The organism is Arthrobacter sp. P4_F11 (genome assembly GCF_056401395.1).
Map to the genome: position 1 here is coordinate 501,398 of NZ_JBFUJK010000001.1, position 24,887 is coordinate 526,284.

The 24,887-nt window shown below is 67.9% G+C and carries 21 protein-coding genes; 11 read left to right on the forward strand and 10 right to left on the reverse strand.

Going from position 1 to position 24,887, the window contains the following annotated elements:
* Positions 1-48: 48 nt before the first annotated feature.
* Positions 49-2,928, reverse strand: a complete 2,880-nt coding sequence (polA, locus tag AC1DRO_RS02410; protein WP_476949659.1) for a DNA polymerase I — start codon at positions 2,926-2,928, stop codon at positions 49-51.
* On the opposite strand from polA, the gene AC1DRO_RS02415 reads away from it, so the two are divergent.
* Positions 2,927-3,391: a hotdog fold thioesterase gene (locus AC1DRO_RS02415; RefSeq protein WP_476949660.1), complete on the forward strand. Its 465-nt coding sequence runs from the start codon at positions 2,927-2,929 to the stop codon at positions 3,389-3,391. The genes polA and AC1DRO_RS02415 overlap by 2 nt on opposite strands.
* A gap of 47 nt (positions 3,392-3,438) precedes the next feature.
* Here the strand turns inward: AC1DRO_RS02415 and AC1DRO_RS02420 are convergent, their stop codons facing one another.
* From AC1DRO_RS02420 to AC1DRO_RS02450, 7 genes are all read right to left on the reverse strand, one after another.
* Positions 3,439-3,987 (reverse strand): dihydrofolate reductase family protein, encoded by a 549-nt coding sequence (locus tag AC1DRO_RS02420; protein ID WP_476949661.1) that lies wholly within the window; start codon positions 3,985-3,987, stop codon positions 3,439-3,441.
* A gap of 116 nt (positions 3,988-4,103) precedes the next feature.
* Positions 4,104-4,325 carry a hypothetical protein gene (locus tag AC1DRO_RS02425; RefSeq protein WP_028276822.1) on the reverse strand — a complete coding sequence of 74 codons (222 nt, stop codon included), beginning with the start codon at positions 4,323-4,325 and terminating at the stop codon, positions 4,104-4,106.
* The gene (locus AC1DRO_RS02430) at positions 4,322-5,527 is read right to left on the reverse strand and encodes an inorganic phosphate transporter (protein ID WP_243177754.1); all 1,206 of its coding nucleotides are present in this window, start codon (positions 5,525-5,527) and stop codon (positions 4,322-4,324) included. The genes AC1DRO_RS02425 and AC1DRO_RS02430 overlap by 4 nt, the downstream gene beginning before the upstream one ends.
* Before the next feature lie 265 nt (positions 5,528-5,792).
* On the reverse strand, positions 5,793-6,479 hold the full coding sequence (locus tag AC1DRO_RS02435) for a hypothetical protein (RefSeq protein WP_476949662.1): 687 nt from the start codon (positions 6,477-6,479) through the stop codon (positions 5,793-5,795).
* Between the two features lie 104 nt (positions 6,480-6,583).
* Positions 6,584-7,453, reverse strand: coding sequence for a universal stress protein (locus AC1DRO_RS02440; protein ID WP_476949663.1), 870 nt, complete (start codon positions 7,451-7,453; stop codon positions 6,584-6,586).
* 33 nt (positions 7,454-7,486) lie between these two features.
* Complete coding sequence (locus AC1DRO_RS02445; RefSeq protein WP_476949664.1) at positions 7,487-8,803, reverse strand: erythromycin esterase family protein; 1,317 nt, start codon at positions 8,801-8,803, stop codon at positions 7,487-7,489.
* Positions 8,800-10,182: an MBL fold metallo-hydrolase gene (locus tag AC1DRO_RS02450; RefSeq protein WP_476949665.1), complete on the reverse strand. Its 1,383-nt coding sequence runs from the start codon at positions 10,180-10,182 to the stop codon at positions 8,800-8,802. Before AC1DRO_RS02450 ends, AC1DRO_RS02445 begins: the two co-directional genes overlap by 4 nt.
* Before the next feature lie 341 nt (positions 10,183-10,523).
* Between AC1DRO_RS02450 and AC1DRO_RS02455 the strand changes: the two genes are divergently transcribed.
* Complete coding sequence (locus AC1DRO_RS02455; protein WP_476949666.1) at positions 10,524-12,263, forward strand: long-chain-fatty-acid--CoA ligase; 1,740 nt, start codon at positions 10,524-10,526, stop codon at positions 12,261-12,263.
* 123 nt (positions 12,264-12,386) lie between these two features.
* On the forward strand, positions 12,387-14,735 hold the full coding sequence (locus tag AC1DRO_RS02460) for an FdhF/YdeP family oxidoreductase (RefSeq protein WP_476949667.1): 2,349 nt from the start codon (positions 12,387-12,389) through the stop codon (positions 14,733-14,735).
* A gap of 193 nt (positions 14,736-14,928) precedes the next feature.
* Here the strand turns inward: AC1DRO_RS02460 and AC1DRO_RS02465 are convergent, their stop codons facing one another.
* Positions 14,929-15,246, reverse strand: coding sequence for a DUF6457 domain-containing protein (locus AC1DRO_RS02465; RefSeq protein WP_028276814.1), 318 nt, complete (start codon positions 15,244-15,246; stop codon positions 14,929-14,931).
* A gap of 116 nt (positions 15,247-15,362) precedes the next feature.
* Complete coding sequence (locus tag AC1DRO_RS02470) at positions 15,363-16,352, reverse strand: LysR family transcriptional regulator (protein WP_476949771.1); 990 nt, start codon at positions 16,350-16,352, stop codon at positions 15,363-15,365.
* A gap of 131 nt (positions 16,353-16,483) precedes the next feature.
* On the opposite strand from AC1DRO_RS02470, the gene AC1DRO_RS02475 reads away from it, so the two are divergent.
* The 8 genes from AC1DRO_RS02475 to AC1DRO_RS02510 are packed head-to-tail and all read left to right on the forward strand — an operon-like array spanning position 16,484 to position 24,879.
* Complete coding sequence (locus AC1DRO_RS02475) at positions 16,484-17,362, forward strand: FAD binding domain-containing protein (RefSeq protein WP_476949668.1); 879 nt, start codon at positions 16,484-16,486, stop codon at positions 17,360-17,362.
* Positions 17,363-17,367: 5 nt separating this feature from the next.
* Positions 17,368-17,913, forward strand: a complete 546-nt coding sequence (locus tag AC1DRO_RS02480; RefSeq protein ID WP_476949669.1) for a (2Fe-2S)-binding protein — start codon at positions 17,368-17,370, stop codon at positions 17,911-17,913.
* The gene (locus tag AC1DRO_RS02485) at positions 17,910-20,303 is read left to right on the forward strand and encodes an aerobic carbon-monoxide dehydrogenase large subunit (RefSeq protein WP_459384834.1); all 2,394 of its coding nucleotides are present in this window, start codon (positions 17,910-17,912) and stop codon (positions 20,301-20,303) included. The genes AC1DRO_RS02480 and AC1DRO_RS02485 overlap by 4 nt, the downstream gene beginning before the upstream one ends.
* The gene (locus tag AC1DRO_RS02490; protein ID WP_476949670.1) at positions 20,303-21,289 is read left to right on the forward strand and encodes an XdhC family protein; all 987 of its coding nucleotides are present in this window, start codon (positions 20,303-20,305) and stop codon (positions 21,287-21,289) included. The genes AC1DRO_RS02485 and AC1DRO_RS02490 overlap by 1 nt, the downstream gene beginning before the upstream one ends.
* Positions 21,273-21,923: a nucleotidyltransferase family protein gene (locus tag AC1DRO_RS02495; RefSeq protein ID WP_476949671.1), complete on the forward strand. Its 651-nt coding sequence runs from the start codon at positions 21,273-21,275 to the stop codon at positions 21,921-21,923. The genes AC1DRO_RS02490 and AC1DRO_RS02495 overlap by 17 nt, the downstream gene beginning before the upstream one ends.
* On the forward strand, positions 21,920-22,843 hold the full coding sequence (locus AC1DRO_RS02500) for an AAA family ATPase (RefSeq protein WP_476949672.1): 924 nt from the start codon (positions 21,920-21,922) through the stop codon (positions 22,841-22,843). The genes AC1DRO_RS02495 and AC1DRO_RS02500 overlap by 4 nt, the downstream gene beginning before the upstream one ends.
* The gene (locus tag AC1DRO_RS02505) at positions 22,836-24,143 is read left to right on the forward strand and encodes a vWA domain-containing protein (RefSeq protein ID WP_476949673.1); all 1,308 of its coding nucleotides are present in this window, start codon (positions 22,836-22,838) and stop codon (positions 24,141-24,143) included. Before AC1DRO_RS02500 ends, AC1DRO_RS02505 begins: the two co-directional genes overlap by 8 nt.
* Entirely contained in the window at positions 24,133-24,879 is a 747-nt protein-coding gene (locus AC1DRO_RS02510; RefSeq protein ID WP_476949674.1) for an SRPBCC family protein, read from the forward strand. Before AC1DRO_RS02505 ends, AC1DRO_RS02510 begins: the two co-directional genes overlap by 11 nt.
* Positions 24,880-24,887 lie beyond the last annotated feature (8 nt).

Below are 24,887 nucleotides of genomic sequence, written 5' to 3' on the forward strand. Positions count from 1 at the left end.
ACCGAATAATACTTGCCGGACCGAAACCTTGCCGATACCGGTCCAGCGTTAGTGCCCCGCCTCGTACCAGCTGGAGCCGATGCCGATCTGGACGTCCAGCGGAACGCTGAGGTCCGCGGCCGAGCCCATTTGCTCGGTCACCAGCTTCTCCACGGCCTCGCGCTCACCCGCGGCGACTTCGAGGACAAGTTCATCATGGACCTGCAGGAGCATGCGCGATTTAAGGCCCCGTGCCGCCAGTTCCGCGTGCACACCCAGCATGGCGCGCTTGATGATGTCAGCCGCCGATCCCTGGATGGGCGAGTTCAGCGCGATGCGCTCCGCATTCTCACGCAGCTGGCGGTCGGTGCTGGTCAGGTCCGGGAGGTAGCGCCGGCGCCCCTCGATGGTGGCGGTGTAGCCGTCGATCCGGGCCTGGTCCACCACGCCGCGGAGGTAGTCGCGGACGGCGCCGAACCGGTCGAAGTAGTCCTTCATGAGGGTCCGCGCCTCGTCAACGGAGATCTCCAGCTGCTTGGACAAACCGAACGAGGTCAGCCCGTACGCGAGGCCATAGGACATCGCCTTGACCTTGGACCGCATGGCGCTGGTCACCTCATCGGTGGGCACATGGAAGATGTTCGAGCCCACGAACCGGTGGAGGTCTTCGCCGTCTTTGTAGGCCTGGATCAGGCCGGCGTCGCCCGAGAGGTGCGCCATGATGCGCATTTCGATCTGCGAGTAGTCCGCGGAGAGCAGGCACTCGTAGCCGTCGCTGACCACAAAGATGCCACGGACGCGCCGGCCTTCCTCGCTGCGGATCGGGATGTTCTGCAGGTTGGGGTTGTTGGACGAGATCCGGCCCGTAGCTGCGACGTTCTGCGCGTAGGTGGTGTGGATCCGGCCGTCTTCCGTGACGGACTTCTTCAGCGACTCCAGCATCTGGCGCAGCTTCGACGACTCCCGGTGCGCCATGAGCTGGACCAGGAATTCGTGCCCGGTCTTTTCCAGCAGGTTTTTGAGTGACGCGGCGTCGGTGGTGTAGCCGGACTTGATTTTCTTGGTCTTCGGCAACTGGAGTTCGTCGAACAGCACGGTCTGGAGCTGCTTCGGCGAACCAAGGTTGACCTCGTGGCCGATCGCGGCGAACGCCAGCTCCTGGGCGTTGTCGATCACCTTGGCGAGATCCGACAGCTGCTCGTCCATGCGGGGCATGTCGATGGCGATTCCCGCGAGTTCCATATCGGCGAGGACGCGGCTGACGGGCAGTTCCAGCGTCGTGAGCAGGTCCTGGGCTTTGCGTTCCGTCAGTTCTGATTCGAAGAAGCGGCTCAGGGCCTGGACGACGGCGGCCACGTGGACCAGCGCGCCGGCGGTGGCGGCGTCGTCGCCGTCGAACGCCAGCTCAAGCTGGCCTGCCTTGGCCGCCTCGGTGGACACCGAGATGTTCAGGTGGTGCTGCGCCAGCTCGGCGAGTTCATAGCTGCGGCGGTCGGGCTGGATGAGGTAGCCGGAGATGGAGGTGTCATCCACCACGCCCTCCAGCTGCAATCCGCGGGCGTGAAGGGCCTTCAGGGCAGCCTTGAACCCGTGCATCACCTTGGGCGCCTGGGCGTCCCGCAGCCACGCCGCCAGGACGTTTTCGGCGGCAGCGTCCTGGCTGGCCAGGTCGATATAGACGGCGGAGTCGTCGCGGACGATCGCCACCGCGGCGGCGTCCTCGCCGATCCGGCCGGGCACGAGATCGACCGCCACTGCGGAGCGCTTGCCGGCGCCGGCCGTGAGGAACGCACCGAGCTCTGCTGCGTCCGACGGGACCATGAAGCCGGGCGTTTCAAGGCTTTCCCGCTCGGCTTCCGCAACTTCACTGCCGTAGAGGGCAAAGAGCCGGGTCCGGATGGTCTTGAATTCCAAGGCGTCGAACAACTCCTCGAGGGCGGCCTGGTCCGGCCGCGGGTCAGCGAGTTCCTCCAGCGTCACTGGCAGGTCCAGGTCGGTGTGCAGCCTGTTGAGGCGCCGGTTGCGCTTGACGTCGTCAACGTATTCGCGCAGCGAGTCCCCCACCTTCCCGCCAATCGCGTCGAGGTTCTCCAGGACCCCCTCCAGACCGCCGTAAAGGTTGATCCATTTCGCTGCCGTCTTGGGGCCGACGCCGGGAACGCCGGGGAGGTTGTCCGCGGATTCCCCCACCAGGGCGGCGAGGTCCGAGTACTGGGCCGGGCTGACGAAGTACTTCTCCTGGATGGCGTCCGCGTCCATGCGGGGAATATCGCTGACACCCTTCTTGGGGTACAGGACGAAGACGTTGTCGGTGATGAGCTGGAAGGCGTCTCGGTCGCCTGAGACCAGCAGCACTTCGTAACCGGCCTTTTCCCCCATTGCGGCGAGGGTGGCCAGGATGTCGTCAGCTTCCCAACCGGGCATTTTGATGGTCTTGATGCCCCAGGCGCCCATGACCTTGTCGATGAGGTCGATCTGGCCGCTCATTTCCCGGGGGGTCTCGTTGCGTCCGCCCTTGTACTCGCTGTATTCGGCCTTGCGGTGCGTCGTGTCATCGGAGACGTCGAAGGCGACCGCCACGTGAGTGGGCTTTTGCTCCTTGATCAGGTTGATCAGCATGGACGTGAAGCCGTGGACGGCGTTCGTGTGCTGGCCCGTGGCGGTGGAGAACTTGTCCGCGGGCAGGGCGAAGAATGCCCGGAACGCCATGGAGTGCCCATCGAGCACGAGTAGCCGCGGCTGGTCGGTGATCGGAATCACGGGGGCCTCGGTGGCGGAAACCGACGCCGCGGCCCGGCTGGATTTTCCGGCACGCTTGGCCGCAACCCCTGAATCCGGCTCAGTTGCCAGGAGTTGGTCTGCCGCGGCGTCCGCGGAAAGGGGGGCTGCATTCTCGAGGACAAGGGCCGGTTTGGTAGTTTCACTCACAGGTGCCAGCCTAGTTCCCATGATGGACAATTTCACGCCCGGCCCCTACGCGGCCGAGCTCGCGGCGGCCGGTGTTCCCGAGGAGATGCACGATTGGCTGGGCCAGTACGGCGTCGGAGCCCTTGTGGTGAAGATGGGGATCCGCTTCCTCGAGATGAGCCCGGAACGCACTGTGGCCACCATGCCGGTGGCGGGGAACACCCAGGTGGCAGGCATCCTGCACGGCGGGGCCCACGTGGTCCTGGCCGAAACCCTGGGTTCTTTCGCGGCGGGCATGCATGCCGGGCCCAACCGTCAGGCGCTGGGGATCGAGGTCGGCGCGACGCACCACCGGGCGATCTCGGAGGGCACCGTCACCGGCACGTGCACGGCCATCCACCTCGGCCGGACTCTCACCACCCACGAGATCGTGATGACCGACGAGCATGGCCGCCGGCTCTCCACCGCCCGGATCACGAACCTTATCCGCGATATCGCGCCCTAGATCCGCGATATCGCGCTGGGCGACCGGCCCGGCGGCGCCGGATCCGGCTAGGGCCGGGCCGGGAAGCGGTAGCGCAGTTCCACGATGCCCCGGCCCAAGGTGCGGGAAGATGTCAACTCGAGCGGCGGCGTCGGGCCCGCCATGGGCAGCAACTGCTTGCCGCGGCCCAGGACCACCGGAATGACCGAGACAATCAGTTCGTCCAGCAGCCCGGCGTCAGCGAACTGCGCTGCGAGCACGCCTCCACCCACAACCCAGACGTTCCGGCCGCCGGCCGCTTCTTTGAAGTCGTCCACGAACGCGCCTACGGCCCCGCGCACAAACGTCACATCCGCGCCCTTCGGGGCGGCGTGCTCGTGGCGGGTGAAGACCCAGGAGGGTGTGCCCGGATACGGCCAGGTGTCCGGTTCATGCTCCCGAAGCCACGCGTAGGTCTCGCCGCCCATGACGATGCAGCCGACGTCGGCTATGAACGCGTCATAGCTGTCTTGTCCGCCCTCAAAGCCGTCGAACTGCAGCAGCCAGGCCAGATTGTCGCCGGCAGTGGCGATGAACCCGTCGAGTGAGGACGCCACGAAGTACTGGAAGCTAACCATGGCCCCAGCCTAGCCACTGCGGTGGCCGGTGTCCCATCCCCCGAAGGCACGGTCAGCCGACCCCCACGCGGCAGCCGGAAACTCACGGGCAACCGGACCCGGATGCGGGCAGCGGCTTACTTGTGGAAGTAAGGAATGATCAGGTAGAGCCCGAAGAGAATGGCGGCGCCGCACAAAGCGAAGCACGTGTAAGCGAGTGGTCGGGTCCAGGCCGCCGGGGAGGTCCGGGTGTCCCCCGCGATGGCCGTGAGGCGGACGCCGAGGGAGTAGAGAACTACCACGGTGACAGCGGACACAAGCGTGGCACTCGCCACGCTGAACAGTTCCAGCCATTTCATCGCTGGGCACCGCCGTTCTTGATCGACTTGGTGGCGGACTTTTTCTTGCGGAACTGCACGGCCTGGCCGACTTCCTCGATCTCGACGGCGTTGTTGCTGCCCACAGGCGACTTCCGTGAGCGCACAAACATATAGGCCACTGCGGCGGTGCCGGCAGTTGCCGCGATGATCACGCCTACGACCCCGGTCTGCACGAGCAGAGCCGTCAGCGCGCCCATGATTCCAGCGGCCGGCAGCGTGAACAGCCAGCCGATGGCAATCCGGCCGGCGGTTCCCCACCGCACCGTAGTGCCGCGGCGTCCCATGCCGGAGCCCACGACGGAGCCGGAGGCCACCTGCGTGGTGGACAGGGCGAAGCCCAGGTGCGAGGACGCCAGAATGGCTGTGGCGGTGCTGGTCTCGGCGGCAAAGCCTTGGGCGGGCTTCACTTCGGTGAGTCCCGAGCCCATGGTGCGGATGATCCGCCACCCGCCGGAATACGTGCCGATCGCGATGGCGAAGGCACAGGCGGTGATAACCCACCACTCCGGACCGGAGCCGGCAGGCTGGAGGCCGGCGGAGATCAGGACCAGGGTGATGATGCCCATCGTCTTCTGGGCGTCGTTGGTGCCGTGGGCCAACGCCACGAGGCTGGACGTGAAGACTTGACCAGTCCGGAATCCGCCGCGCTTCTGCGTGAGCTTGTCCCCGGTTTCGGGGTCATGGCGGGCGGTCAGGGCGTACGCCAGCCGCGTGCACAAGTAGGCTACGCCGCCCGCGATGACGGGGGCGAACACCGCGGGAAGAATGATCTTTTGGAGGATTGACTCAAAGTTGATCGCGTGGATGCCGATACCGGCAATCGCAGCCCCGATCAGGCCGCCGAAGAGCGCGTGGGAGGAACTGGACGGCAGGCCCTTGAGCCAGGTGATCATGTTCCAGAGAATGGCGCCCATCAGCCCGGCGAAGATGATGTCCGGGGTGATCTGGACCCCGTCCGAGCCTTCCTTGATGATGCCGCCCGAGACGGTCTTGGCGACTTCCGTGGAGAGGAACGCTCCCACGAGGTTCAGCACCGCCGCGAGGGCAACTGCTGTTTTCGGTTTGATGGCGCCGGTTGCGATGGGGGTAGCCATGGCGTTCGCGGTGTCATGAAATCCGTTGGTGAAGTCGAAGAACAGCGCCAGCGATATCACTAGCGCCACCATTACGGTGATTTCCACCTGTTGCCCAATCTGAAGTGTTCACGGTCGGCAGTTCCACATCCCCGTTGCTGCATGGCCACCACGTCCATTCGATGCCTGATCAGATGAATTCGGTGGCGCTAACGCGATTTGAAACCTTATCGATGGTACGTGGGAAAGACGGCTGGGCAAAACATGCCAGAAGTCCCTAAATTTAGTCCTCCTGTGCGGCACGGGCCTTCACCGCGGCGGTGCGATGCCGGTCACAGCTGGCACCGCCCGGCTCCACTGGAAAAGGCCCAGCTCAGACGGCCCGGCGGACGTCAGGCGCCGGGCCCGCGCCAAGCATCGAAGCGATCCTGTCCTCCAGCGCCGCGAGCGTCGCCTCGGGCAGCACGATGAGCCCGTCGAGTTCCCGGCGGGCGCGGCGGTAGGCCGTCTGCCGCTCGGCGGGAGTTGCGGCCGCGTCCGATGCGATCCGCAGAAGTTTCCGGGCTGTCTCGAGCCGCTGGCGTTCGGGACCGGTGAACTTGCTGTCCCTGATCCGTTTGGCTTCCCGTTCGGCGACGTCGAATGCGAGCTCAAAGCTGGTCACGGCCGCCCGGTACTCCGCGAGCCGCGCGGCGGTCCTGACTTCCGCCGGGGCGGCGGGGCGCAGCCCGTCGGCCTCGCGTTTGGCCCGGAGGAAGGCCACGGTGAGGGGCTCCCGGACATCCGTCATGACCGGGTAGTCGATCAGCTTCCCCACGTCGAGTTCGTAATCCAGCCAGCGCTTGTTGACAGTGTCGTGCGCCTTCATGAGGGCCAGCACATCGGTCTGGCTGGCCTGCTCTGCCTGCGCCGCCTGGTTCTTGAGCGTGTAAAGCTCCACGCGGCGGCGGTGCCGGCGTTCGGCGGCTTTGGACCAGGACCGCGCCCACCCGCCGGCCAGTCCGCTCAGGGGAAAGACGAGCCACCAAAAGTGCGTGATGAAATTGAAGAAGGGGTCCACGGCATCATCCTCCCATCCGTTGGCGGCGCCGGAAAGCCCCCTCCAAAAGGGGCCTCTCCGGCCCGTTCCGGGACCTTGCCGGCAACGGGGTGCTTGCCGGGCGGTCAGTCCCCGTGCTTGACCTTATGCACCTTCGTGACGATGGTGGGGCACGGCACGTTCAGGAGCACAGCGTGCGCCGTGGAGCCGAGCACTGTCCGGGAGAACCCGCCACGTCCGCGACTTCCGATCACCAACTCCCTGGCGTCGGCGGCGATATCCACGAGGGCCTTGGCCGGTTCGGTGTTCGTCTCAAGGCGCTGATGGACCACCAGGTCGGGGTATTTGTCGCCGAGCCCGGCGACCGACTCGGCGAGAACAATCCGGTCCTCTTCGACGATGCTCTCGGCGAGACCACTGGTCGGCAGCTGCTTCTCGACCCACCGGGCAGGGCTCTTGAACGCGAGGACCACGGTGAGCTCGTCTCCACCCCGATCAGCTTCGGCGGCCGCGAAGGCGACGGCCTGCAGCGACTCCTCGGAGCCGTCCACGCCGACCACGACGCCCTTTGCCCCGGTGGCCGGTTTCGCCGGCACGACGGCTACCGGGCATTCCGAGGCCGAGACAATCTGCAGGGCCCGGTCCGTCATGGGACCGCCGCCCATCCAATGTTTGTCATGGCCGCCAACCACGATCATGGCTGCCTCCTTGGAGACTTCCCGGAGCACCGAGCCGCCGCTGCCATGACGGAGCTGGATGTCCACAGTGACGTCCGGGGCCTGTTCACGGGCGGCCGTCTCAGCGTCCCGAAGCAGTTCCATCCCCGATTCCCGGATGATCTCGTGGTACTGAAAGTCCGGTGACATCCAGCGGTCGTCCACCGCGTGGACGACCGTGACCGGGAGCTTGTCCCGGGCGGCCCGGTCAAGGGCCCAGGCCAGGGCGGCGTTGCTGCCTGCGGACCCGTTGATGCCGACGATGATTGCTTTGCTCATGCTGATTCCTGCTTTCCTGGAATGCACACCGGCCTAGAATCCGGTGGGCTCGGTCTCGAACTCCGGTTCGCGGGGCGGGCCTTCATGGTGCACCGGACGCAGCGCTGCGGTGTGTTCCAGCCAGATGAGTGCGTCGTAGCGTTCCCCCATCCGGGTCGGAACGTAGTTTCCGGCGTCCCGTTCCGGGTGGTAGACGACGCCGATCGCCCGGTGTCCGAGCCGTGTCGAGAGCCACGGCCCGGTCCGGTCATCGCCGAAGACCAGCACTGAGGGCACCCCCAGGGCCTGATGCAGGAAGTCTTCGTGGCTGCCCGGGCGCGCTTCCGGCACCGTCAGGATGCGTTCGGGGCGGCCCCACCCGTCGGAGGCGAGCACGGAGCCGCGGTGGGCTGCGAAGCCGACCAGCAGCACGCCTTCGCCCGCGTGGCGTTCGCGCAGCAGCTGCCCGACGTTGACCAGGCCGTCCTGTGCCATGTCGGTGGCCCGGGCATCGCCGATGTGTGTGTTGTGTTCCCAGATCAGTCCCTTCGACGCCGGCCCGAGGTGCCTGCTGACCCGGTCGATGGTGTCGGCCATATGGTGGTCGCGGACGTTCCAGGACTGCCTGTCGCCGCGGACCATGATGCGGTAGTAGTGCTCGGCGTTGGCCGCGACTTCAGCGTTCTGGACGGCGTCGAAGGCGTCCTCCTCATGCCGGCCGGGGCTGAAGGCCCGGTTCCTGACCTCGGTCAGGAGGGCCACGACGTCGGGCTCGCAGGACTGCGGCACCAGCCGCGTGCTCCAGGCGTACTGGTGCGGGTCCTCGTGGTGGGGCAGGAAGCACTGCCAGGCGCGCTCCGCCGCGGGGACGGCGTCGGGAACGTTGGCCTGCAGCCAGCCGATGATTTCGCGCAGCGAATCCCAGAGCGAGTAGACATCCAGTCCGTAGAAGCCGACACGTTTGTCCAGCGGCCTGGCCAGGTTCCAGCTGCGCAGCCAGTCCAGGAACGCCGCGACTTCCTCGTTGGCCCACATCCAGGTTGGCCAGCGTTCGAAGCCGGCCAGCAGTGCGTGGACGCCCTGGTCCTTCCCCTCCTGGCCGCGGACCCAGCGGTTGATGCGCCAGCAGTCGGGCCAGTCCCCTTCCACCCCAATCCAGTTGTAGCCTTCCTCCGCGATGAGCCGCCTGCTGAGGGTGTCGCGCCAGGTGTAGAACTCGTGGGTGCCGTGGGAGGCCTCGCCGATGGCTACAAAACGGCAGTCGGCCGCGCGCCTCACGAGGCCGCTGAGGTCCCGATCGGTTTTCAGCGGCCGGGCGAGATCGTGGACCTCTTTCAACACGGTGGACCGTGTGACGGCCTCGGGGTTCATCGCGGATCCTCGATGTCGATCGTCTCCAGGTATTCGGGCACCCTGGCCCGCCAGCCGAGTTCGCGTTTGATCCTGACACGCAGGGCGTCCGACGCGTCCGGGTCACCGTGCGTGATGTAGGTCATGCGGGGCGCTGCTTCTGCCGTCCTCATCCACGCGATGATAGCGTCGCCGTCGGCGTGCGCGGACAGGCTTTCCATCTGGATAACCTCGGCCCGCACCTTGACGTCCTCCCCGTAGATGCGCAACTCGCGTTCGCCGGCAGCAAGGGTGGCCCCCCGCGTGCCGCTGGCCTGGTAGCCGCTGAGGATGATGGCGTTTTTCGGGTCGGGGCCGTACGCCGCGACGTGGTGCAGGATCCGTCCGCCCGTCAGCATGCCGCTGGCCGAGATGATGATCATGGGGCCGCCACGCAGGTTCAGCAACTTGGATTCGTCCACGGTGCGGGTGAGTTTGGCCAGTTTGTACATGTCCACGTACTCCTCCCGCTTGAGCCGGTGTTCTTCGGGGTGGCGCTGGTACATTTCGGAGGCGTCGATGGCCATGGGGCTGTTGAGGTAGACCGGGATGCGAGGAATCGCGCCCTTGCGCACGAGCCGGGAGATGTACAGCATCAGCGTTTCGGCCCGGCCGACGGCGAACGCGGCAAACATGATGACCCCTCCGCGTTTCGCGACGCGGTTGATGATCTCTCCCAGCAGCTTCTCCGGATCCTCCGTGGAGTGTTTCCGGTTGCCGTAGGTTGATTCGGTCACCAGGATGCCGGTTTCGCCGAGCGGACGGGGCGGATACATGAACGGGTCATCGGCCCGGCCCAGGTCCCCGGTGAAGTGCACGGACTGGGAGCCAACCCGGACGTGCACCTGGGCGGCCCCCAGGATGTGCCCGGCCGGCACGAACGTCAACTCCATGCCACCGCCAAGGTCAAGGGGAACATCAAACTCGACGATTTTGAATCTGTTGAGGGACGCGACGGCGTCCGCAGCCGTGTAGAGGGGCAGGGCGGGATCATGCGCGGATGACCCCCGCTGCGAGGCGTACCGGGCCTCCTCCTCCTGCAGGTGGCCGCTGTCCGGCAGGATGAGTTTGCATAGGTCTGTGGTGCCGGCCGTGGCGTACACGGGGCCGCCGAACCCGTCTCTGACCAGAGCAGGGACATATCCGGTGTGGTCCAGGTGCGCGTGGGTCAGCACCACGGCGTCGATGGATCGCGGCGGCACCGGAAAGGGCGCCCGGTTGCGCTCGCGGCTGCGCTTATAGCCCTGGAAGAGTCCGCAGTCCACCAGCACGCGCCCGCCGCCGGCGTCGATCAGGTAGCGTGAACCGGTCACGGTGTCGGTGGCACCAAGGAAGTTCAGGCTCGGCTGCTGGTGCTTCATGGCGCCCCCGTGGACCTTCTTCTTGCGTAAATTGCGCGTTGATGGCGCGCGGACCTGTGACCTGCGCAAACCTGTGACCAGCGTGAACCTGTGTCCTGAACGACCCCAGAGAAGTGCGCGGACCCGCGGCTCGCGGTGTACGCCCCAGCTTCCGCCCGGGCCTGCCGGGTGCCAAGGGCCAAAAGTCACCTCCGGGCCGGCGCCGGCCGCCGCCGGGGCCTCTGCGGCACGCGTCCAGGCGGGGCCGCCCCCCGGTAGGATTTCTTGACGGGCCCGGCCGGGCCCGAGGCCGGCAGCCCGGCACCGCCCAGCACAGCGCAGCCCAGTGGCAAGGACACACCATGAGCACCAAATCCGGAGGGCCCAAGCCTCCCGCCCGCCCCTGGACCCGCCACTACAGCCCCGGGGTTCCCGCCTGCCTCAAGCTCCCGGAAGGGTCCCTCGTCGACCTGATGGACTCATCCGTCCGGCGCTACGGGAAGAAGACCGCCCTGGAATTCTTCGGGGCGCGTACCAGCTACCGGGACCTCGGCACCGCCATCAACAAGGCGGCCGCGGGCCTGAGGAAGCTCGGCGTCCGGGCCGGTGACCGGGTGGCGCTGGTCCTGCCGAACTGCCCGCAACACATCATCGCGTTCCACGCGGCACTGCGCCTGGGCGCCGTGGTCGTCGAACACAACCCCTTATATACGGACCGAGAGCTGCGCCACCAGTTCGAGGACCATGGTGCCACCGTCGCCATTGTCTGGGACAAGGCCGTGGACAAGGTCCGCCAACTGCCGGCCGACGTCGGGCTGCAGAGCATCGTCTCCGTTGAGCTGATTCCGGCGATGCCGCTGCTGCAACGGGTCGCGCTGCGGCTCCCCGTGCCGGCGGCCCGCGCCGCCCGCGCCGCCTTGACCGCCGGCAAGCACACGCCCCGGCCCGTGGCGCAGCCAGCGCGCCGGACCGTGCTGGCGTGGAAAGACCTCCTTGGCGCAGGCGACCTGAAGAAAAAGCATCCGCGCCCGGCCGCCACTGACCTGGCCGTCATCCAATACACCAGCGGCACCACGGGCCGGCCCAAAGGCGCCATGCTGACCCATGCCAATCTGCAGGCCAATGCCGCGCAGGGCCGCGCCTGGGTGCCGGGACTCAAGGACGGCCGGGAAACCGTGTACGCCGTGCTGCCCATGTTCCACGCCTACGGACTGACGCTGTGCATGACGTTTGCCCTGAGCATCGGCGCGAAACTGGTGCTGTTCCCTAAGTTCGACGTCGACCTTGTGTTGAAGGCGCACAGGAAGTCGCCTGCCACATTCCTGCCGGCGGTGCCGCCGATCTACGACCGCATCGCCGCCGCAGCCGCCGAGCGCGGTATCGCGCTGGACAGCATCCGCTTTTCCATCTCGGGGGCGATGAACCTACCGACGGCGACGGTGGACACGTGGGAGAAGGCGACCGGGGGCTACCTGATCGAGGGCTACGGGCTGACGGAAACCTCGCCGATAGCCCTGGGCAACCCCTTCGGTCCCAGCCGGAAACCGGGAACCGTGGGGGTCCCGTTTCCCCTGACGGACATTCGTGTGGTGGACCCGCGGAACGTTCTCCTGGACCGTGCCCCGGGAGAGGAGGGCGAGCTCCTGGTCCGCGGCCCGCAGGTCTTTGCCGGCTACTGGAACCGGCCGAAGGAGACCGAGGAGGCGTTGCTGGAGGGCGGCTGGTTCCGGACCGGTGACATCGTCTCGGTAGATAAGGATGATTTCGTGACCGTCCGGGACCGGATCAAGGAACTGATCATCACGGGGGGCTTCAACGTCTCCCCCACGGAAGTTGAAGATGTCCTCTCCGGGTGCCCCGGTGTCCGGGACGTGTGTGTGGTGGGACTGCCCCGCCCGGGCGGCGGCGAAGACGTGGTTGCCGCCGTCGTCCAGTCCGCGGGCTCCGGGCTGGACCCGGAGGCGCTGCTGGCGTTTGCCCGGGAGAACCTGGCCGCCTACAAGGTGCCGCGCCGCGTTGCCGTGGTGGATGAGCTGCCGCGTTCGCTGATCGGCAAGGTCCTGCGCCGCGAGATCCGGGACACACTCGTGGCCGGCCGGTAGTCTGCCCCGGCCAGGGCAATTGCTTGCGGCGCTCCGATCAAGCTGATAGGCCTGACGGTAAGGTGCAGAGTGGCAGATCAGCACGCCGCCAATCCGGGTGGTGGTTGCAGAAGGGAAGTTCACGTGACTCGCAAGACTCCTCATATCGAGGAACCGTCCGAAAAGGATCTCGTCGTCGGGGACGGGCCGAAAAGCTGGGCCGCCGGCGTCCCGGGCGTGTACCACTCCATGAAGCCGGCCATCGAACAGATGGGACTGAACCGGACCCGCAAGACAGTCATGGCGATGAACCAGAAGGACGGCTTCGACTGTCCGAGTTGCGCGTGGCCGGATCCCCACCACCGCAAGGCATTCGAGTTCTGCGAGAACGGGGCCAAAGCGGTGACCTGGGAAGCGACCCCGGTGGTGGTTCCCGAAACTTTCTGGGCCGAGAATGCCGTCAGCGACCTGCGCAGCCAGACCGAGTACTGGCTCGGCATGCAGGGCCGCCTGACCGAACCGGTGTACAAGGCCGCCGGCGAGGACCACTACAAGGCGGTCAGCTGGGACGAGGCGCTCCGGCTCGTGGCCGACAAGCTCAAGGGCCTGGACTCCCCCGACCAGGCGGCGTTCTACACGAGCGGCCGGACCTCTAACGAGGCTGCCTTCCTTTACCAGCTCATGGTCCGCGGCTACGGCACCAACAACCTGCCGGACTGTTCCAATATGTGCCACGAATCCTCCGGCTGGGCCATGGGCCAGACCATCGGCATCGGCAAGGCGACGGTCAGCTTCGACGACTACGCCAAAGCCGACCTGATCATCATCATGGGCCAGAACCCCGGCACCAACCACCCCCGGATGATGACCGAACTTGAGGCGTGCAAGCGCAACGGCGGCGAGATCGTGGCCGTCAACCCGCTCCCCGAAGCAGGCCTGCGCCGGTACAAGAACCCGCAGCAGGTCAACGGGGTCGTCGGTCACGGCGTCCAGATTGCAGACCAGTTCCTCCAGATCCGGATCGGCGGCGACATGGCGCTGCTGCAGGCCGTGTCCAAGCGCGTGCTCGACGCCGAGGCCAAGAACCCCGGGACAGTCCTGGACCACCCCTTCCTGGCCGAACACTGCGAGGGGCTCGATGAGCTCAAGGAACATCTCGCCGGGCTGGATGAAGGCACAGTGCTTGAGGCCACGGGCCTGCGCAGCGAGGACATCGATGAGCTGGCCGCCCGCTATCTCAAGGCCGAGAAAGTCATCATCACCTGGGCCATGGGCATCACGCAGCAGAAGAAGGGTGTTGCCACCATCAAGGAGATCATCAACCTCCTGCTGCTGCGCGGCAATATCGGCAAGCCGGGCGCCGGCGCCTCCCCCATCCGCGGGCACAGCAATGTGCAGGGCGACCGGACCATGGGCATCTGGGAGCAGATGCCGCAGTCCTTCATGGAGGCCCTCGGCGAGGAGTTCGACTTCGAGCCGCCCCGCGAACACGGCGCGGACGCCGTCGAGACCATCAACAAGATGCGCGCGGGCGAGATCAAGGTATTCGTCGCCCTGGGCGGCAACCTGGTGGGTGCCATCTCGGACACGAACGCCGCCGAGGCTGCGATGCAAAACACGGAGATGACGGTGCAGATCTCGACCAAGCTGAACCGCTCGCACACTGTGACGGGCCGAGAGGCCCTGATTCTCCCCACGATGGGCCGGACCGAGATCGATATCCAGGAATCCGGTCCCCAATTCGTGTCGGTGGAGGACACCGTCTGCGCCGTGCACCCGTCCTGGGGCAGCGTCGAGCCGGTGTCCCACCATCTGCTCTCTGAGCCGGCCATCGTGAGCCGGCTGGGCAAACTCCTGGTGGGCGACAAGATCAGGGCCGATTGGGACGGCTATGAGAAGAACTACGACCTCATCCGGGACCACATTTCGCGCGTGGTGGGCGGCTGCACGGACTACAACCAGCGGATCCGGCAGGAAGGCGGGTTTATCCTCGCCCACGGTCCCCGCGACTCCCGCACCTTCCCCACGCCCACCGGCAAGGCCGTGCTGACAGTCAATGATCTTGAACTTGTCGAACGGCCGGAGGGAACCCTGATCCTGCAGAGCATGCGCTCCCACGACCAGTTCAACACCACCATCTACTCGCACAACGACCGCTACCGTGGCATCAAGAAGGGCCGCCATGTGGTGTTCGTGAACCCTGACGACATCGCCGAGCTCGGCCTTGCGGACGGGCAGTACGTGGACGTCCGCGGCGTATACGACGACGGTGAGGAACGCGTGGTGCGCAAGTTCCGTGTGGTGTCGTACCCCACGGCACGCGGTTGCGCTGCTGCCTACTACCCCGAAGCCAACGTGCTGGTGCCGCTGAACCACACGGCCGAAGGCAGCAACACGCCAGTCTCGAAGGCAGTCATCGTCCGGCTCGAGCCGAGCCTGGACCAGACGCTCGTCGGCGCGGCAACAGCCCCTGCCCGGGTGGCCTCACCCTAGGCACCCGCCAGCCGGGGCCGGGCCAGTCCGCACCACCGGACATGCCCCGCCCCGGCCCCGGCGAGTGGACATAACACCAACATGCCCGTCCCTGCGCCCCACCGCGGAGCATGTCCAGTGGCTGCGGACCGCGCGCATGGCGTGATCCCTGTGCATCAGGTCCCGCGTGCTTCCAGGGTGCTCGCGGGCCGTGCTACTGGGCCCTCTTGGCCCAGCCTTTCTCGTCCGGGCCGCCCGACTCGCCATGTTCGCAGAGCTCGATGACCTTGTTCGACGCGGCGTGCACGGCCTCCTGCGTGCCCTTGCGGCCCTTGGTGGACGCAGTACCCGCCGCGTAGCCCACGATGAACGCACTGATGGCGTCCGCATGCGGCCCGACGGCTTTGACCGATTCCTCTGCCACCTGGACGATCTTTTCGTGGTCGACTTCCAGGTCGAGGATCTGCAGCGCCTGGATCAGCCGGCTGCTCCAATGCCGCAGCGAGCTGTCTTCGTCTCGGGACAACGTCATTGCTACTCCTTCTCGCAGGGTGGATGGATCGTCTAACCCTCAAGGGGTAGCACCCGCCCCCGGCCTTGCGCAACGCGACACAGCGGCACGGCGGCAGGCGGCACGTCGGCGGCCCCTCAGCTCCAGAGCGCCACGTGGAACTTGGATCCCCGCCGTTCCAGCCCTCGGGAACCGCCGGGGGCGACCATGGCCGCGGTGGCGTCGGCGGTGCCGGCAAACCGTTGGAGGGTCCGCGCCATGGTGGTGGCCCGGCCGCGGTCCAGGGTACTGGCCCACCAGAGTCCGGAGATCGGCGTTCCGGCTACCGGCACACGGACCAGGGAACCGCTGCGGATTTCAGCCCGGACAATATGCCCCAGCGCCAGCATGGTTCCCTCTCCGGCCCTGACTGCGGCCAGGGCCTCCGTTTCGCTGCTCAACCGGACGATCTCCGGCGCCACCGACTGGGCGGCCAGCCAGCGGCCCTCCTCGCTGGCCGCCTGGATGCCGGCGGGCCCGGCAAACCAGGGTCTGCGCACCAGTTCGGCCGGCGCGACCGGCCCGTGGAGGGCGGCGACCGGATGTCCGGCGGCCGCCACGACGATCCGCTGGTACCGCAGGAACGGGACGGAGTCGATGCCGACGTCGCCAGTGCCGTTGGCAAGGGAGCCGTTGCGGACGGCGGGCCTGGCCCCCAAAGCGATGTCATAGACGCGTTCGAGCATCAGCGAGGCGATGTCCTCGGCTTCCTCCACCACCACATCGACGGAAGCCCCGGGAACCCGGCGGGTGAAAAGGTCCAGGAGGCGCCCCGCCGCGTGCTCGGCAAACGGCGCCGTCGCCACGATTTTCAGCCGCCCGGTCTCGGTCTGGGCATGTGCCACCTCCCACCGGGCCCGGTCCGCCAGTCCCACGATGTCCTGGGCATGTTCGGCGAGCGCCCGGCCGCCGGGAGTCAGCGCAATCCCGCCATGGGCGCGCACGAAGAGCGGGTCGCCCAGATCCTGCCTGAGTGCGGCGAGCGCCGTCGATACTGCCGGTTCGCTGACTCCGAGTTGGACGGCGGCCGCATGGAGGGAACCCAGCTTGGCCACCAGGGCGAACGTCCGCAACTGTCCCAATGTCATCGCCACGGCTTCATAACCTTTCGCTTATGACGATATTGACAGCCCCGCCAGGCCGCGGCAAGACTGACGTCAATCCGGCGCCAGGCAGCCGCTGCTCCACGCCGCCGGCCTTTCGGAGTGAGGTAGGGACTATGCAGATTCCGGCTCCATTTGACTACGTGCGCGCCACTACGGTGGAGAACGCCCTGGAACTCCTTGCCCGGTACGGACCCGAATCGCGGGTGGTGGCCGGGGGGCATAGCCTCCTGCCGATGATGAAGCTCCGCCTCTCCCGGCCCGAATGGCTGATCGACATCAATGACTTATACGAGCTCGATTTCATCCTCCGTGACGGCAACAAACTAAGGGTCGGCGCCCTGACGCGCCACACCACCCTGCTCGAGTCGGACGAGGTGGCCGGGATGTTCCCCATCGTGCGGGACGCCGAGCAGGTGATCGCCGACCCCGTGGTCCGCAACCGCGGCACCATTGGCGGCTCGCTCTGCCAGGCCGACCCGGCCGAGGACCTCTCCACGGTTTGCGGGGTCCTGGGCGCCGAGGCCGTGATCCGCGGACCAGGCGGCGAGCGCATCCTGTCCATGTCCGAGTTCCACCGCGGCCCCTATGAAACCGCGGTCGGGCACGATGAACTGCTCTGCGAACTCAGGTTCGGCATCCGTCCCCGGTCGGGCAGTGCCTATGAAAAGGTCGAACGCCGGGTCGGAGACTGGGCAGTCGGTGCCGCCGGTGCCGCCGTCACCCTCGCCGCGGACGGCACTGTCGATGACGCCGCCGTCGGGCTCACCGCCCTGGGCATCGACCACCCCCTGACCGGGCCCGCCGCGGTGCTCCGCGGCCGGCATCCGGACGAGGCGCTGTTCGCCGAGGCGGGCAGGCTGGCAGCGGAGGCCTGCGATCCGGTGGCTGACCAGCGCGGCCCGGTCGACTACAAGCGGCATCTCGCCGATGAGCTCACCCAACGGGTACTGCGGCGGGCCTGTGCCCGCGCCGCCCAGATGCAGGAAGGCTGAAGCCGATGCAGATCAGCATGACCGTGAACGGCACCGACGTCACGAGCGAGATTGAGCCCCGGGTGCTCCTGGTCCACTACATCCGCGAGGTCCTGGGCCTCACCGGTACGCACTGGGGGTGCGACACAAGCAACTGCGGGACGTGCGTGGTCCTGATGGACGGACAGCCCGTGAAGTCCTGCACCGTCCTGGCCGCCATGGCCGCGGGGCACGACATCCGCACCGTCGAGGGGCTGGCCAGCGGCGGCACCCTCGACCCCGTCCAGCAGGGTTTCATGGAAGAGCACGGGCTGCAGTGTGGTTTCTGCACCCCGGGGATGATGCTCACGGCCCGCGCGCTGCTGGATAGGAATCCGCACCCGGACGACGCCGAGATCCGGCAGGCCATTTCCGGGCAGATCTGCCGGTGCACGGGCTACGCCACGATTGTCCGCTCGGTGCAGTGGGCCGCCGCCCATCCGGCCGGCTCCGGCCTGGCCGACACGGACACCGCCGACACCGCCGTCCCGGATGTCGCGGCGGAGACAGAAGACACGGAGGTGAAGGCATGACCGTCATCCATGACCGGCAGTCAAACCCGGCCGCCGGCGACGAGGACCGCCCGATCGGCTATGGCCGCATCCAGCGGAAGGAAGACCCGCGCTTCGTGCGCGGCAAGGGCCACTACCTGGATGACATCGTGTTGCCGGGAATGCTGCACGGCGCCATCCTGCGGGCTCCGGTGGCGCACGCCCGGCTCGTGTCCATCGACACCACTAACGCCCTCGCGCATCCGAAAGTGGTCGCAGTCATCACCGGCAAGGACCTGCTGGGCCTGAAGCTCGCGTGGGCGCCGACGCTGTCGGCGGATGTCCAGGCCGTGCTGGTGACCGACAAAGTCCGGTTCCAGGGGCAGGAAGTCGCGTTTGTCGTGGCCGAGGACCGTTACGCCGCCCGGGACGCCCTGGAGCTGATCGACGTCGAATACGATGTCCTTCCCCCGCTGGTGGACGCCCGCAAGGCACTGGACGCGGACGCCCCGGTGATCCGCGATGAGATCGAGGGCCGGACGGACAACCGGATCTTCGACTGGGAGATGGGCGACAAGGCCGAAACGGATGCGGTGTTCGCCGCCGCGGATGTTGTGGTCAGCCAGGAGGTCGTCTACCCGCGGGTCCACCCCGCCCCGATGGAGACGTGCGGCGCCGTCGCCGATTTCGACGCCGTCAACGGCAAGCTGACGCTCTACGAGACCACCCAGGCACCGCACGCGCACCGGACCCTGTTCGCGATCGTCGCCGGCATCCCCGAGCACAAGATTCGGATCGTCTCCCCCGATATTGGCGGCGGTTTCGGCAACAAGGTCGGGATCTATCCCGGCTACATCCTCGCCGTCGTCGGTTCGATCGTCTCCGGCCGCCCGGTCAAATGGGTGGAGGACCGCTCCGAAAACCTGATGTCGACCTCGTTCGCCCGGGACTACATCATGCAGGGCGAAATCGCGGCGACCAGGGACGGCAAGATCCTCGCCCTGCGCACCCACGTGCTGGCCGACCACGGCGCGTTCAACGCCACCGCCCAGCCCACCAAGAACCCGGCCGGATTCTTCTCCATCTTCACCGGCAGCTACGACCTCGCGGCCGCCCACTGCTCCGTCACCGGCGTCTATACCAACAAGGCGCCCGGCGGGGTCGCGTACGCGTGCTCGTTCCGGGTCACCGAGGCCGTGTACCTCGTGGAGCGGATGGTCGACATCCTGGCCCGCAAGCTGGACATGGACCCGGCGGAGCTGCGGCTCAAGAACTTCATCAAGCCGGAACAATTCCCCTATGCCAACAAGACCGGCTGGGTCTACGACTCGGGCAACTACGAGGCCGCCATGCGCCTCTCGATGCAGCTCGCCGGATACGAGGACCTCCGCCGCGAGCAGGCCGAGAAACGCGAACGCGGGGAACTCATGGGCATCGGGGTTTCCTTCTTCACGGAAGTCGTCGGAGCCGGGCCCAGGAAACACTTCGACATTGTCGGCCTCGGCATGGCCGACGGCGCCGAACTGCGCGTCCACCCCACGGGCAAGGCCGTGGTGCGCATCTCGGTGCAGAGCCAGGGCCAGGGCCACGAGACCACCTTCGCCCAGATCGTGGCGGAAGAACTCGGCATCCCGCCGGAGGACATCGAGGTGGTGCACGGGGACACCGACCAGACCCCGTTCGGGTTGGGCACGTACGGCAGCCGTTCGACGCCGGTCAGCGGCGGCGCCGTGGCCCTTGTAGCCCGGAAGGTGCGCGAGAAGGCGAAACTGATCGCCGGGGCGATGCTGGAGACCCGCCCCGAGGACCTCGAATGGGAAAAGGGCCGCTGGTTCGTCAAAGGCGACCCGAGCGTCGGCAAGACCATGGCCGAGATCGCCATGGGCGCCCACGGCACCATTGCCTTGCCTGAGGGCGTGGACGGAAACCTCGACGCCGAGGTCACCTACGACCCGCCGAACCTGACCTTCCCGTTCGGCGCCTACATCTGCGTCGTCGACATCGATCCCGGCACCGGGCAGGTCAAAGTGCGGCGCTTCATCGCGGTGGATGACTGCGGCACGAGGATCAACCCGATGATCATCGAAGGCCAGGTGCATGGCGGGCTGACGGACGGTGTGGGCATGGCCCTGATGGAGATCATCGAGTTCGACGAGGACGGCAACTGCCTCGCCGGGTCCTTCATGGACTACCTGATCCCCACGGCCATGGAGGTGCCGGACTGGGAAACCGGATTCACTGTCACGCCCTCCCCGCACCACCCGATCGGGGCGAAGGGCATCGGCGAGTCCGCCACAGTCGGCTCACCGCCGGCGATCGTCAACGCCGTCGTCGATGCCCTGGCGCCGTTCGGCGTCACGCATATGGACATGCCCTGCACCCCGGCCCGCGTCTGGGCTGCCATGCAGGGCCGGGCCCGGCCGCCGATCTGATGGCCTCCACCGCAGGATCCCTGGCCGCCAGGGCCGATGAACTTGCCAGCCGCCGCGAGCCGTTCGTCCATGCCACGGTGGTCCGCGCCCAGCATCCGACGAGCGCCCACGCCGGGGACACCGCCCTGGTGCTGCCCAGCGGAGAGATCCACGGCTTTGTGGGCGGAAACTGCGTGGAGGAGTCGGTGCGCGAGTACAGCCGGCAGGTCCTGGCCTCCCAGGAACCCCTCCTGCTGCGGGTGCTGCCCGGAGAACCGTCCCGCACCGCGGAGGAAGGCGCCGTCGAGGTCACCAACCCGTGCCTGAGCGGCGGGGCGATCGAGATCTTCCTCCAGCCGCGGATTCCGGCGCCCCGGGTCGTGGTGGTGGGCACGACGCCGGTGGCGCAGGCCCTGGAAACGCTCGGCTCCGGCGTCGGCCTCGAAGTCGAACTGACGGACGGCGAATCCGCCGATCCCCGCGGGGATGACGCGGCCTTGATTGTCGCCTCGCACGGAAAAGCGGAAGAGCGCGCCCTGGAAGCGGCCCTGCGGGCCGGCGTCCCCTACGTTGCCCTCGTGGCCAGTCGAACCCGCGGCGCCGCCGTCCTGGAATCCCTCGACGTCGACGACGCCCTGCGGCGGCGGGTTTTCACACCGGCCGGGCTGCAGCTGGGCGCCCGGACCCCCGGGGAGATTGCCTTGTCCATCCTCGCCCAGCTGGTCGGTGAACGGTCCAGGGCGCGGCGCGCCGCCCCGCCCCTTGCATCGTCCGCTGCCGCGGCGGCCACGAGCTTCGGCACGGAGCCCGTACCATCGGAGCCCGCGCCATCCGAGCCCGCACCATCGGGGCCGGCGAGCGCGGTCGACCCGGTGTGCGGCATGTCCGTCCCGGCCCTCGAATCGTCCCTGCACCTGGTTCACGAAGGGGCCGCCGTCTACTTCTGCTCGCCCGGCTGCCGGGCCGCCTTCCGCAAAGATCCGGAACGCTATGCCGTTACGACCTGACCCGTTGCGGGCGGCAGGAAGCCCCGGACCCCGGACCGCCGGCATCATCCTGGCCGCGGGCGGTTCCCGGCGCCTGGGCCTGCCGAAGCAGTTGCTGCCCTACGGCGGGGGCGTGCTGCTCGATGCCGTCCTGGCGACTGCCCGGGACTGCGCCTTCGGCCAGACGGTGCTGGCCCTGGGCGGCGCAGCGGCCGAGGTGGAGCGCACCGTGGACACCAGCGGCTGCGATGTGGTGCTCAACCCGGACTTCGGCGAAGGGTGCGCGTCCTCGATCGCCACGGCGCTCGCCGTCCTCCATCCGGACACCAGCGCCGTCGTCCTGCTGCTCGGCGATCAGCCCGGTGTCCGGGCCGCGAGCGTCCGGGCCGTGCTTGGCGCCCTGCAGCCCACTTCTGCGCGCGCTGCCGGCATCGCGGTGTGCCGCTACGACGACGGCGTGGGCCACCCGATGGCGTTTGCCCGGCGCCTGCTGCCGGACCTGGCCGCCCTGCACGGGGACAAAGCCGTTTGGAAGCTCCTGGCACAGCGGGCGGACGACGTCGTCGAGGTCCGTACATCCGGCCCCGTCCCCCCGGACGTCGACACCGAAGACGACTACCGGCGTCTCCTTGCCGGGCTGCTGGGGGCCCTATGACGGCGGCGGCGCGGGCCGGCGCGGAGGAGGACGTGCGGCGCCGGGTCCCGGATGTCGGATCGCTGATGGCCGCGCTGGACCGGACCAACTACCTGGCTGACGTCGGACTGGCGACGGCGCTGTTCCTGGCTGTCCGTCTGCCGCAGCCCATCCTGCTCGAGGGCGAGGCGGGGGTCGGGAAGACGGAGGCCGCGAAGGCGCTGGCCGAGCTCCTCGACACCCCGCTGTACCGGCTGCAGTGCTACGAGGGAATCGACGCCGGTGAGGCCCTCTATGAGTGGAACCACCAGCGCCAGCTGCTCGGCATCCGGCTGGCCGAAGTCCGCGACACCGAGGTCACGGAAACGGACCTGTTTGCCTCCCAGTACCTGCTGCGGCGCCCGCTCCTGCAGGCGCTGGAACATCCCGGCCCGCGGCCTGCCGTGCTGCTCCTGGACGAGATCGACCGCGCCGACGCCGAATTCGAGGCCTTCACTTTTGAACTGCTGGCCGAATCCGCCGTCACCATCCCGGAGCTGGGCACAATCCGCGCCACCCATCCCCCCATTGTGATCCTGACCTCCAACCGGACCCGGGACCTTCACGACGCCCTGACCCGCCGCTGCCTGTATCACTGGATCGACTACCCGGGACCCGCCCGGATCGCCGAGATCGTGCGCCGCCGGGTTCCTGCCAGCAGCGGCCCGCTGGCCCTCCAGGCCGCTGCCGTCATCACCCGGCTGCGCACCCTGGACCTCGCCAAGCCGCCCGGGATCTCCGAGGCAATCGACTGGGTCTCGGCCCTGGCTGTGCTGGGGGTGGAGCGGATCGACCCCGGCACCACCGAGCAGACGTGGGGCTCCATCGTCAAGAACCGCGATGACCTCGAACTCGTCGGCTCCCGCGGCGCGGCCTGGCTCGTGGACGGCACCGATGGCTGAAGACAACGGCCCCGCGCAAAACAACAGTGCCACCGATCAGCCGCCGCAGCCGCCACTGGTCGAGGCGGCCGCCTTGTCCGCCGCGTTCGTCACGGCCATCCGGAGTGCCGGCCTGGCCACCTCGCCGGACCGGGCGGCGCGGCTGGCTGAGGCGCTCCACCTGATCCCCCCGGCCCGGCTTGAGCAGCTCTACTGGACCTGCCGCGTGGTGCTCGTGTCCGCCCGCGAACAGGTGCCCGTGTTCGATGCCGTCTTTGCGGCCGTGTTCCGCGGGAACGCCGCCCCCGCCCATCCGGGCAGCGTGCCCGGCGCGGCAGCGGCGCCGCCCGCACCGGCGCTCCGGACCAGGCCCGCAGCGCCAGGGAGCCAGACGCCGGGCCCGGCCCCCGGCACGCCGCAGCGGCCGCGCCCGGCCTTCCCCGGCCGGGACGGCTCCGCGGAGGACGGCCGCACGGACCGGGAGGCCGTCCTTGCCATGGTTTCCGCGGACGAACACCTGCAGGTGACATCCTTTGCCGAGCTTTCCGCCGAGGAAGTAGCGGAGGTACGGCGGCTGGCGGCGGCGCTGCAGCCCGCGACGCCGCTGCGGCTGAGCCGGCGCACGCGCACGTCGGCCCACAGCACGGCGAGCCTGGACGTCCGGGCGACAGTGCGTGCCGCCCGCCGGTCCGGGACCGACGCCCCGCTGCTGCTGTATGCCCGCCGGCGCGAGCAGCGCCGCAAACTGGTGTTGCTCTGCGATGTTTCGGGATCGATGGAACCCTACTCCCGGGTCTTCGTATCCTTCCTGCAGGGCGCCGTGACCCGGGCCGGGGCGGAAGCCTTTGTCTTCTCCACCAGGCTGACCAGGCTGACACGGCAACTGGCCCTGCGTGATCCGGACCAGGCCCTGGCCCGCGCCGCTGTCTCCGCGCCGGACTGGGCCGGCGGAACCCGGATCGCCGAATGCCTCCGGCGCTTCGTCGACGAGCACGGCCGCCGCGGACTGGCGCGGGGCGCTGTGGTGGTGGTGTTTTCGGACGGCTGGGCCTACGAGGATCCGGAACAGGTCGCGGCGCAGATGGCCCGCCTGCGCCGGCTCGCCCACCGGATCATCTGGGTGAATCCGCGCAAGGCAGCCCCGCAGTACCGGCCCCTCGTGGGCGGCATGGCGGCGGCCCTGCCCTACTGCGACGCCTTCGTCAGCGGCCACAGCTACAGGGCCTTGGCGCAGGTGGCTGCCGCCATTCGCGGCGAGGGGCCGCCTTCACGGGACACGCACGAACGAGCGAGAGGCAAGGAACCAGCCCATGCACATTGACAGCACGTTCTCGGTGGTCGCACCGATAAGCCAGGTGTGGGACACGCTGATGGACTTTGAACGGGTGGCCGGCTGCCTTCCGGGGGCCAGGATCCTGAACAAGCTCTCGGACGACGCCTACCAAGTGGGCATGACGGTAAAGCTCGGCCCGGTCACGATGCAATACAAGGGCCTGCTGAACGTCATTGAACGAAACGCCCCGGAACATCGTGCGGTCCTTGGCGGCAAGGCCCAGGAGACGCGCGGACAAGGCACCGCCGAGGCCACCGTCACCCTGGTGCTGGCCGAAGACGGAGCGGCCACACGGGGTTCCGTCAGCGCAGACCTGGCGCTGTCCGGCAAGGCAGCGGCCATGGGCAAGGGGGTGATTGGCAGCGTCACGGAGCAGATGATGTCGCTCTTCGCGAAGAATCTGCAGGCCATGCTCACTGAGGGAGCACCCCCTGCGCAGGAAGCCCCTGCCGGACCGACCCCGGCTCGGGTCCCCGCGTCGGCGGCGGAACCGATCCCTGTGCCTGTCTCGGCGGCGGCCGCGCCGGAACCGGTCCCTGTGCCTGTCTCGGCGGCTGCGCCGGACGGCAGCCTGGATGCGCTGAGCCTCGCCAAGTCAATCGCGGCGGAGCAATTGTCCAGTCCGGTGAAGGTTCTGGGCATTATCGCCATCGTGGCGTGCATCGCGTACTGGGCCGGCCGGCGTTCGGCGTTCCGGCTGCTCCGGCTGTGCGGCAGGCTCTGAGGAGAGCA

Excerpts from the sequence above, each read along its gene's own strand:
- AC1DRO_RS02455 (WP_476949666.1), top strand. The coding sequence starts at position 10,524 with ATGAGCACCAAATCCGGAGGGCCCAAGCCTCCCGCCCGCCCCTGGACC.
- polA (WP_476949659.1), bottom strand. The coding sequence starts at position 2,928 with ATGGGAACTAGGCTGGCACCTGTGAGTGAAACTACCAAACCGGCCCTT.
- AC1DRO_RS02490 (WP_476949670.1), top strand. The coding sequence starts at position 20,303 with ATGGCCTCCACCGCAGGATCCCTGGCCGCCAGGGCCGATGAACTTGCC.
- AC1DRO_RS02475 (WP_476949668.1), top strand. The coding sequence starts at position 16,484 with ATGCAGATTCCGGCTCCATTTGACTACGTGCGCGCCACTACGGTGGAG.
- AC1DRO_RS02470 (WP_476949771.1), bottom strand. The coding sequence starts at position 16,352 with ATGACATTGGGACAGTTGCGGACGTTCGCCCTGGTGGCCAAGCTGGGT.
- AC1DRO_RS02480 (WP_476949669.1), top strand. The coding sequence starts at position 17,368 with ATGCAGATCAGCATGACCGTGAACGGCACCGACGTCACGAGCGAGATT.
- AC1DRO_RS02500 (WP_476949672.1), top strand. The coding sequence starts at position 21,920 with ATGACGGCGGCGGCGCGGGCCGGCGCGGAGGAGGACGTGCGGCGCCGG.
- AC1DRO_RS02440 (WP_476949663.1), bottom strand. The coding sequence starts at position 7,453 with ATGAGCAAAGCAATCATCGTCGGCATCAACGGGTCCGCAGGCAGCAAC.
- AC1DRO_RS02495 (WP_476949671.1), top strand. The coding sequence starts at position 21,273 with ATGCCGTTACGACCTGACCCGTTGCGGGCGGCAGGAAGCCCCGGACCC.
- AC1DRO_RS02420 (WP_476949661.1), bottom strand. The coding sequence starts at position 3,987 with ATGGTTAGCTTCCAGTACTTCGTGGCGTCCTCACTCGACGGGTTCATC.
- AC1DRO_RS02465 (WP_028276814.1), bottom strand. The coding sequence starts at position 15,246 with ATGACGTTGTCCCGAGACGAAGACAGCTCGCTGCGGCATTGGAGCAGC.
- AC1DRO_RS02415 (WP_476949660.1), top strand. The coding sequence starts at position 2,927 with ATGATGGACAATTTCACGCCCGGCCCCTACGCGGCCGAGCTCGCGGCG.
- AC1DRO_RS02510 (WP_476949674.1), top strand. The coding sequence starts at position 24,133 with ATGCACATTGACAGCACGTTCTCGGTGGTCGCACCGATAAGCCAGGTG.
- AC1DRO_RS02505 (WP_476949673.1), top strand. The coding sequence starts at position 22,836 with ATGGCTGAAGACAACGGCCCCGCGCAAAACAACAGTGCCACCGATCAG.
- AC1DRO_RS02445 (WP_476949664.1), bottom strand. The coding sequence starts at position 8,803 with ATGAACCCCGAGGCCGTCACACGGTCCACCGTGTTGAAAGAGGTCCAC.
- AC1DRO_RS02425 (WP_028276822.1), bottom strand. The coding sequence starts at position 4,325 with ATGAAATGGCTGGAACTGTTCAGCGTGGCGAGTGCCACGCTTGTGTCC.
- AC1DRO_RS02485 (WP_459384834.1), top strand. The coding sequence starts at position 17,910 with ATGACCGTCATCCATGACCGGCAGTCAAACCCGGCCGCCGGCGACGAG.
- AC1DRO_RS02450 (WP_476949665.1), bottom strand. The coding sequence starts at position 10,182 with ATGAAGCACCAGCAGCCGAGCCTGAACTTCCTTGGTGCCACCGACACC.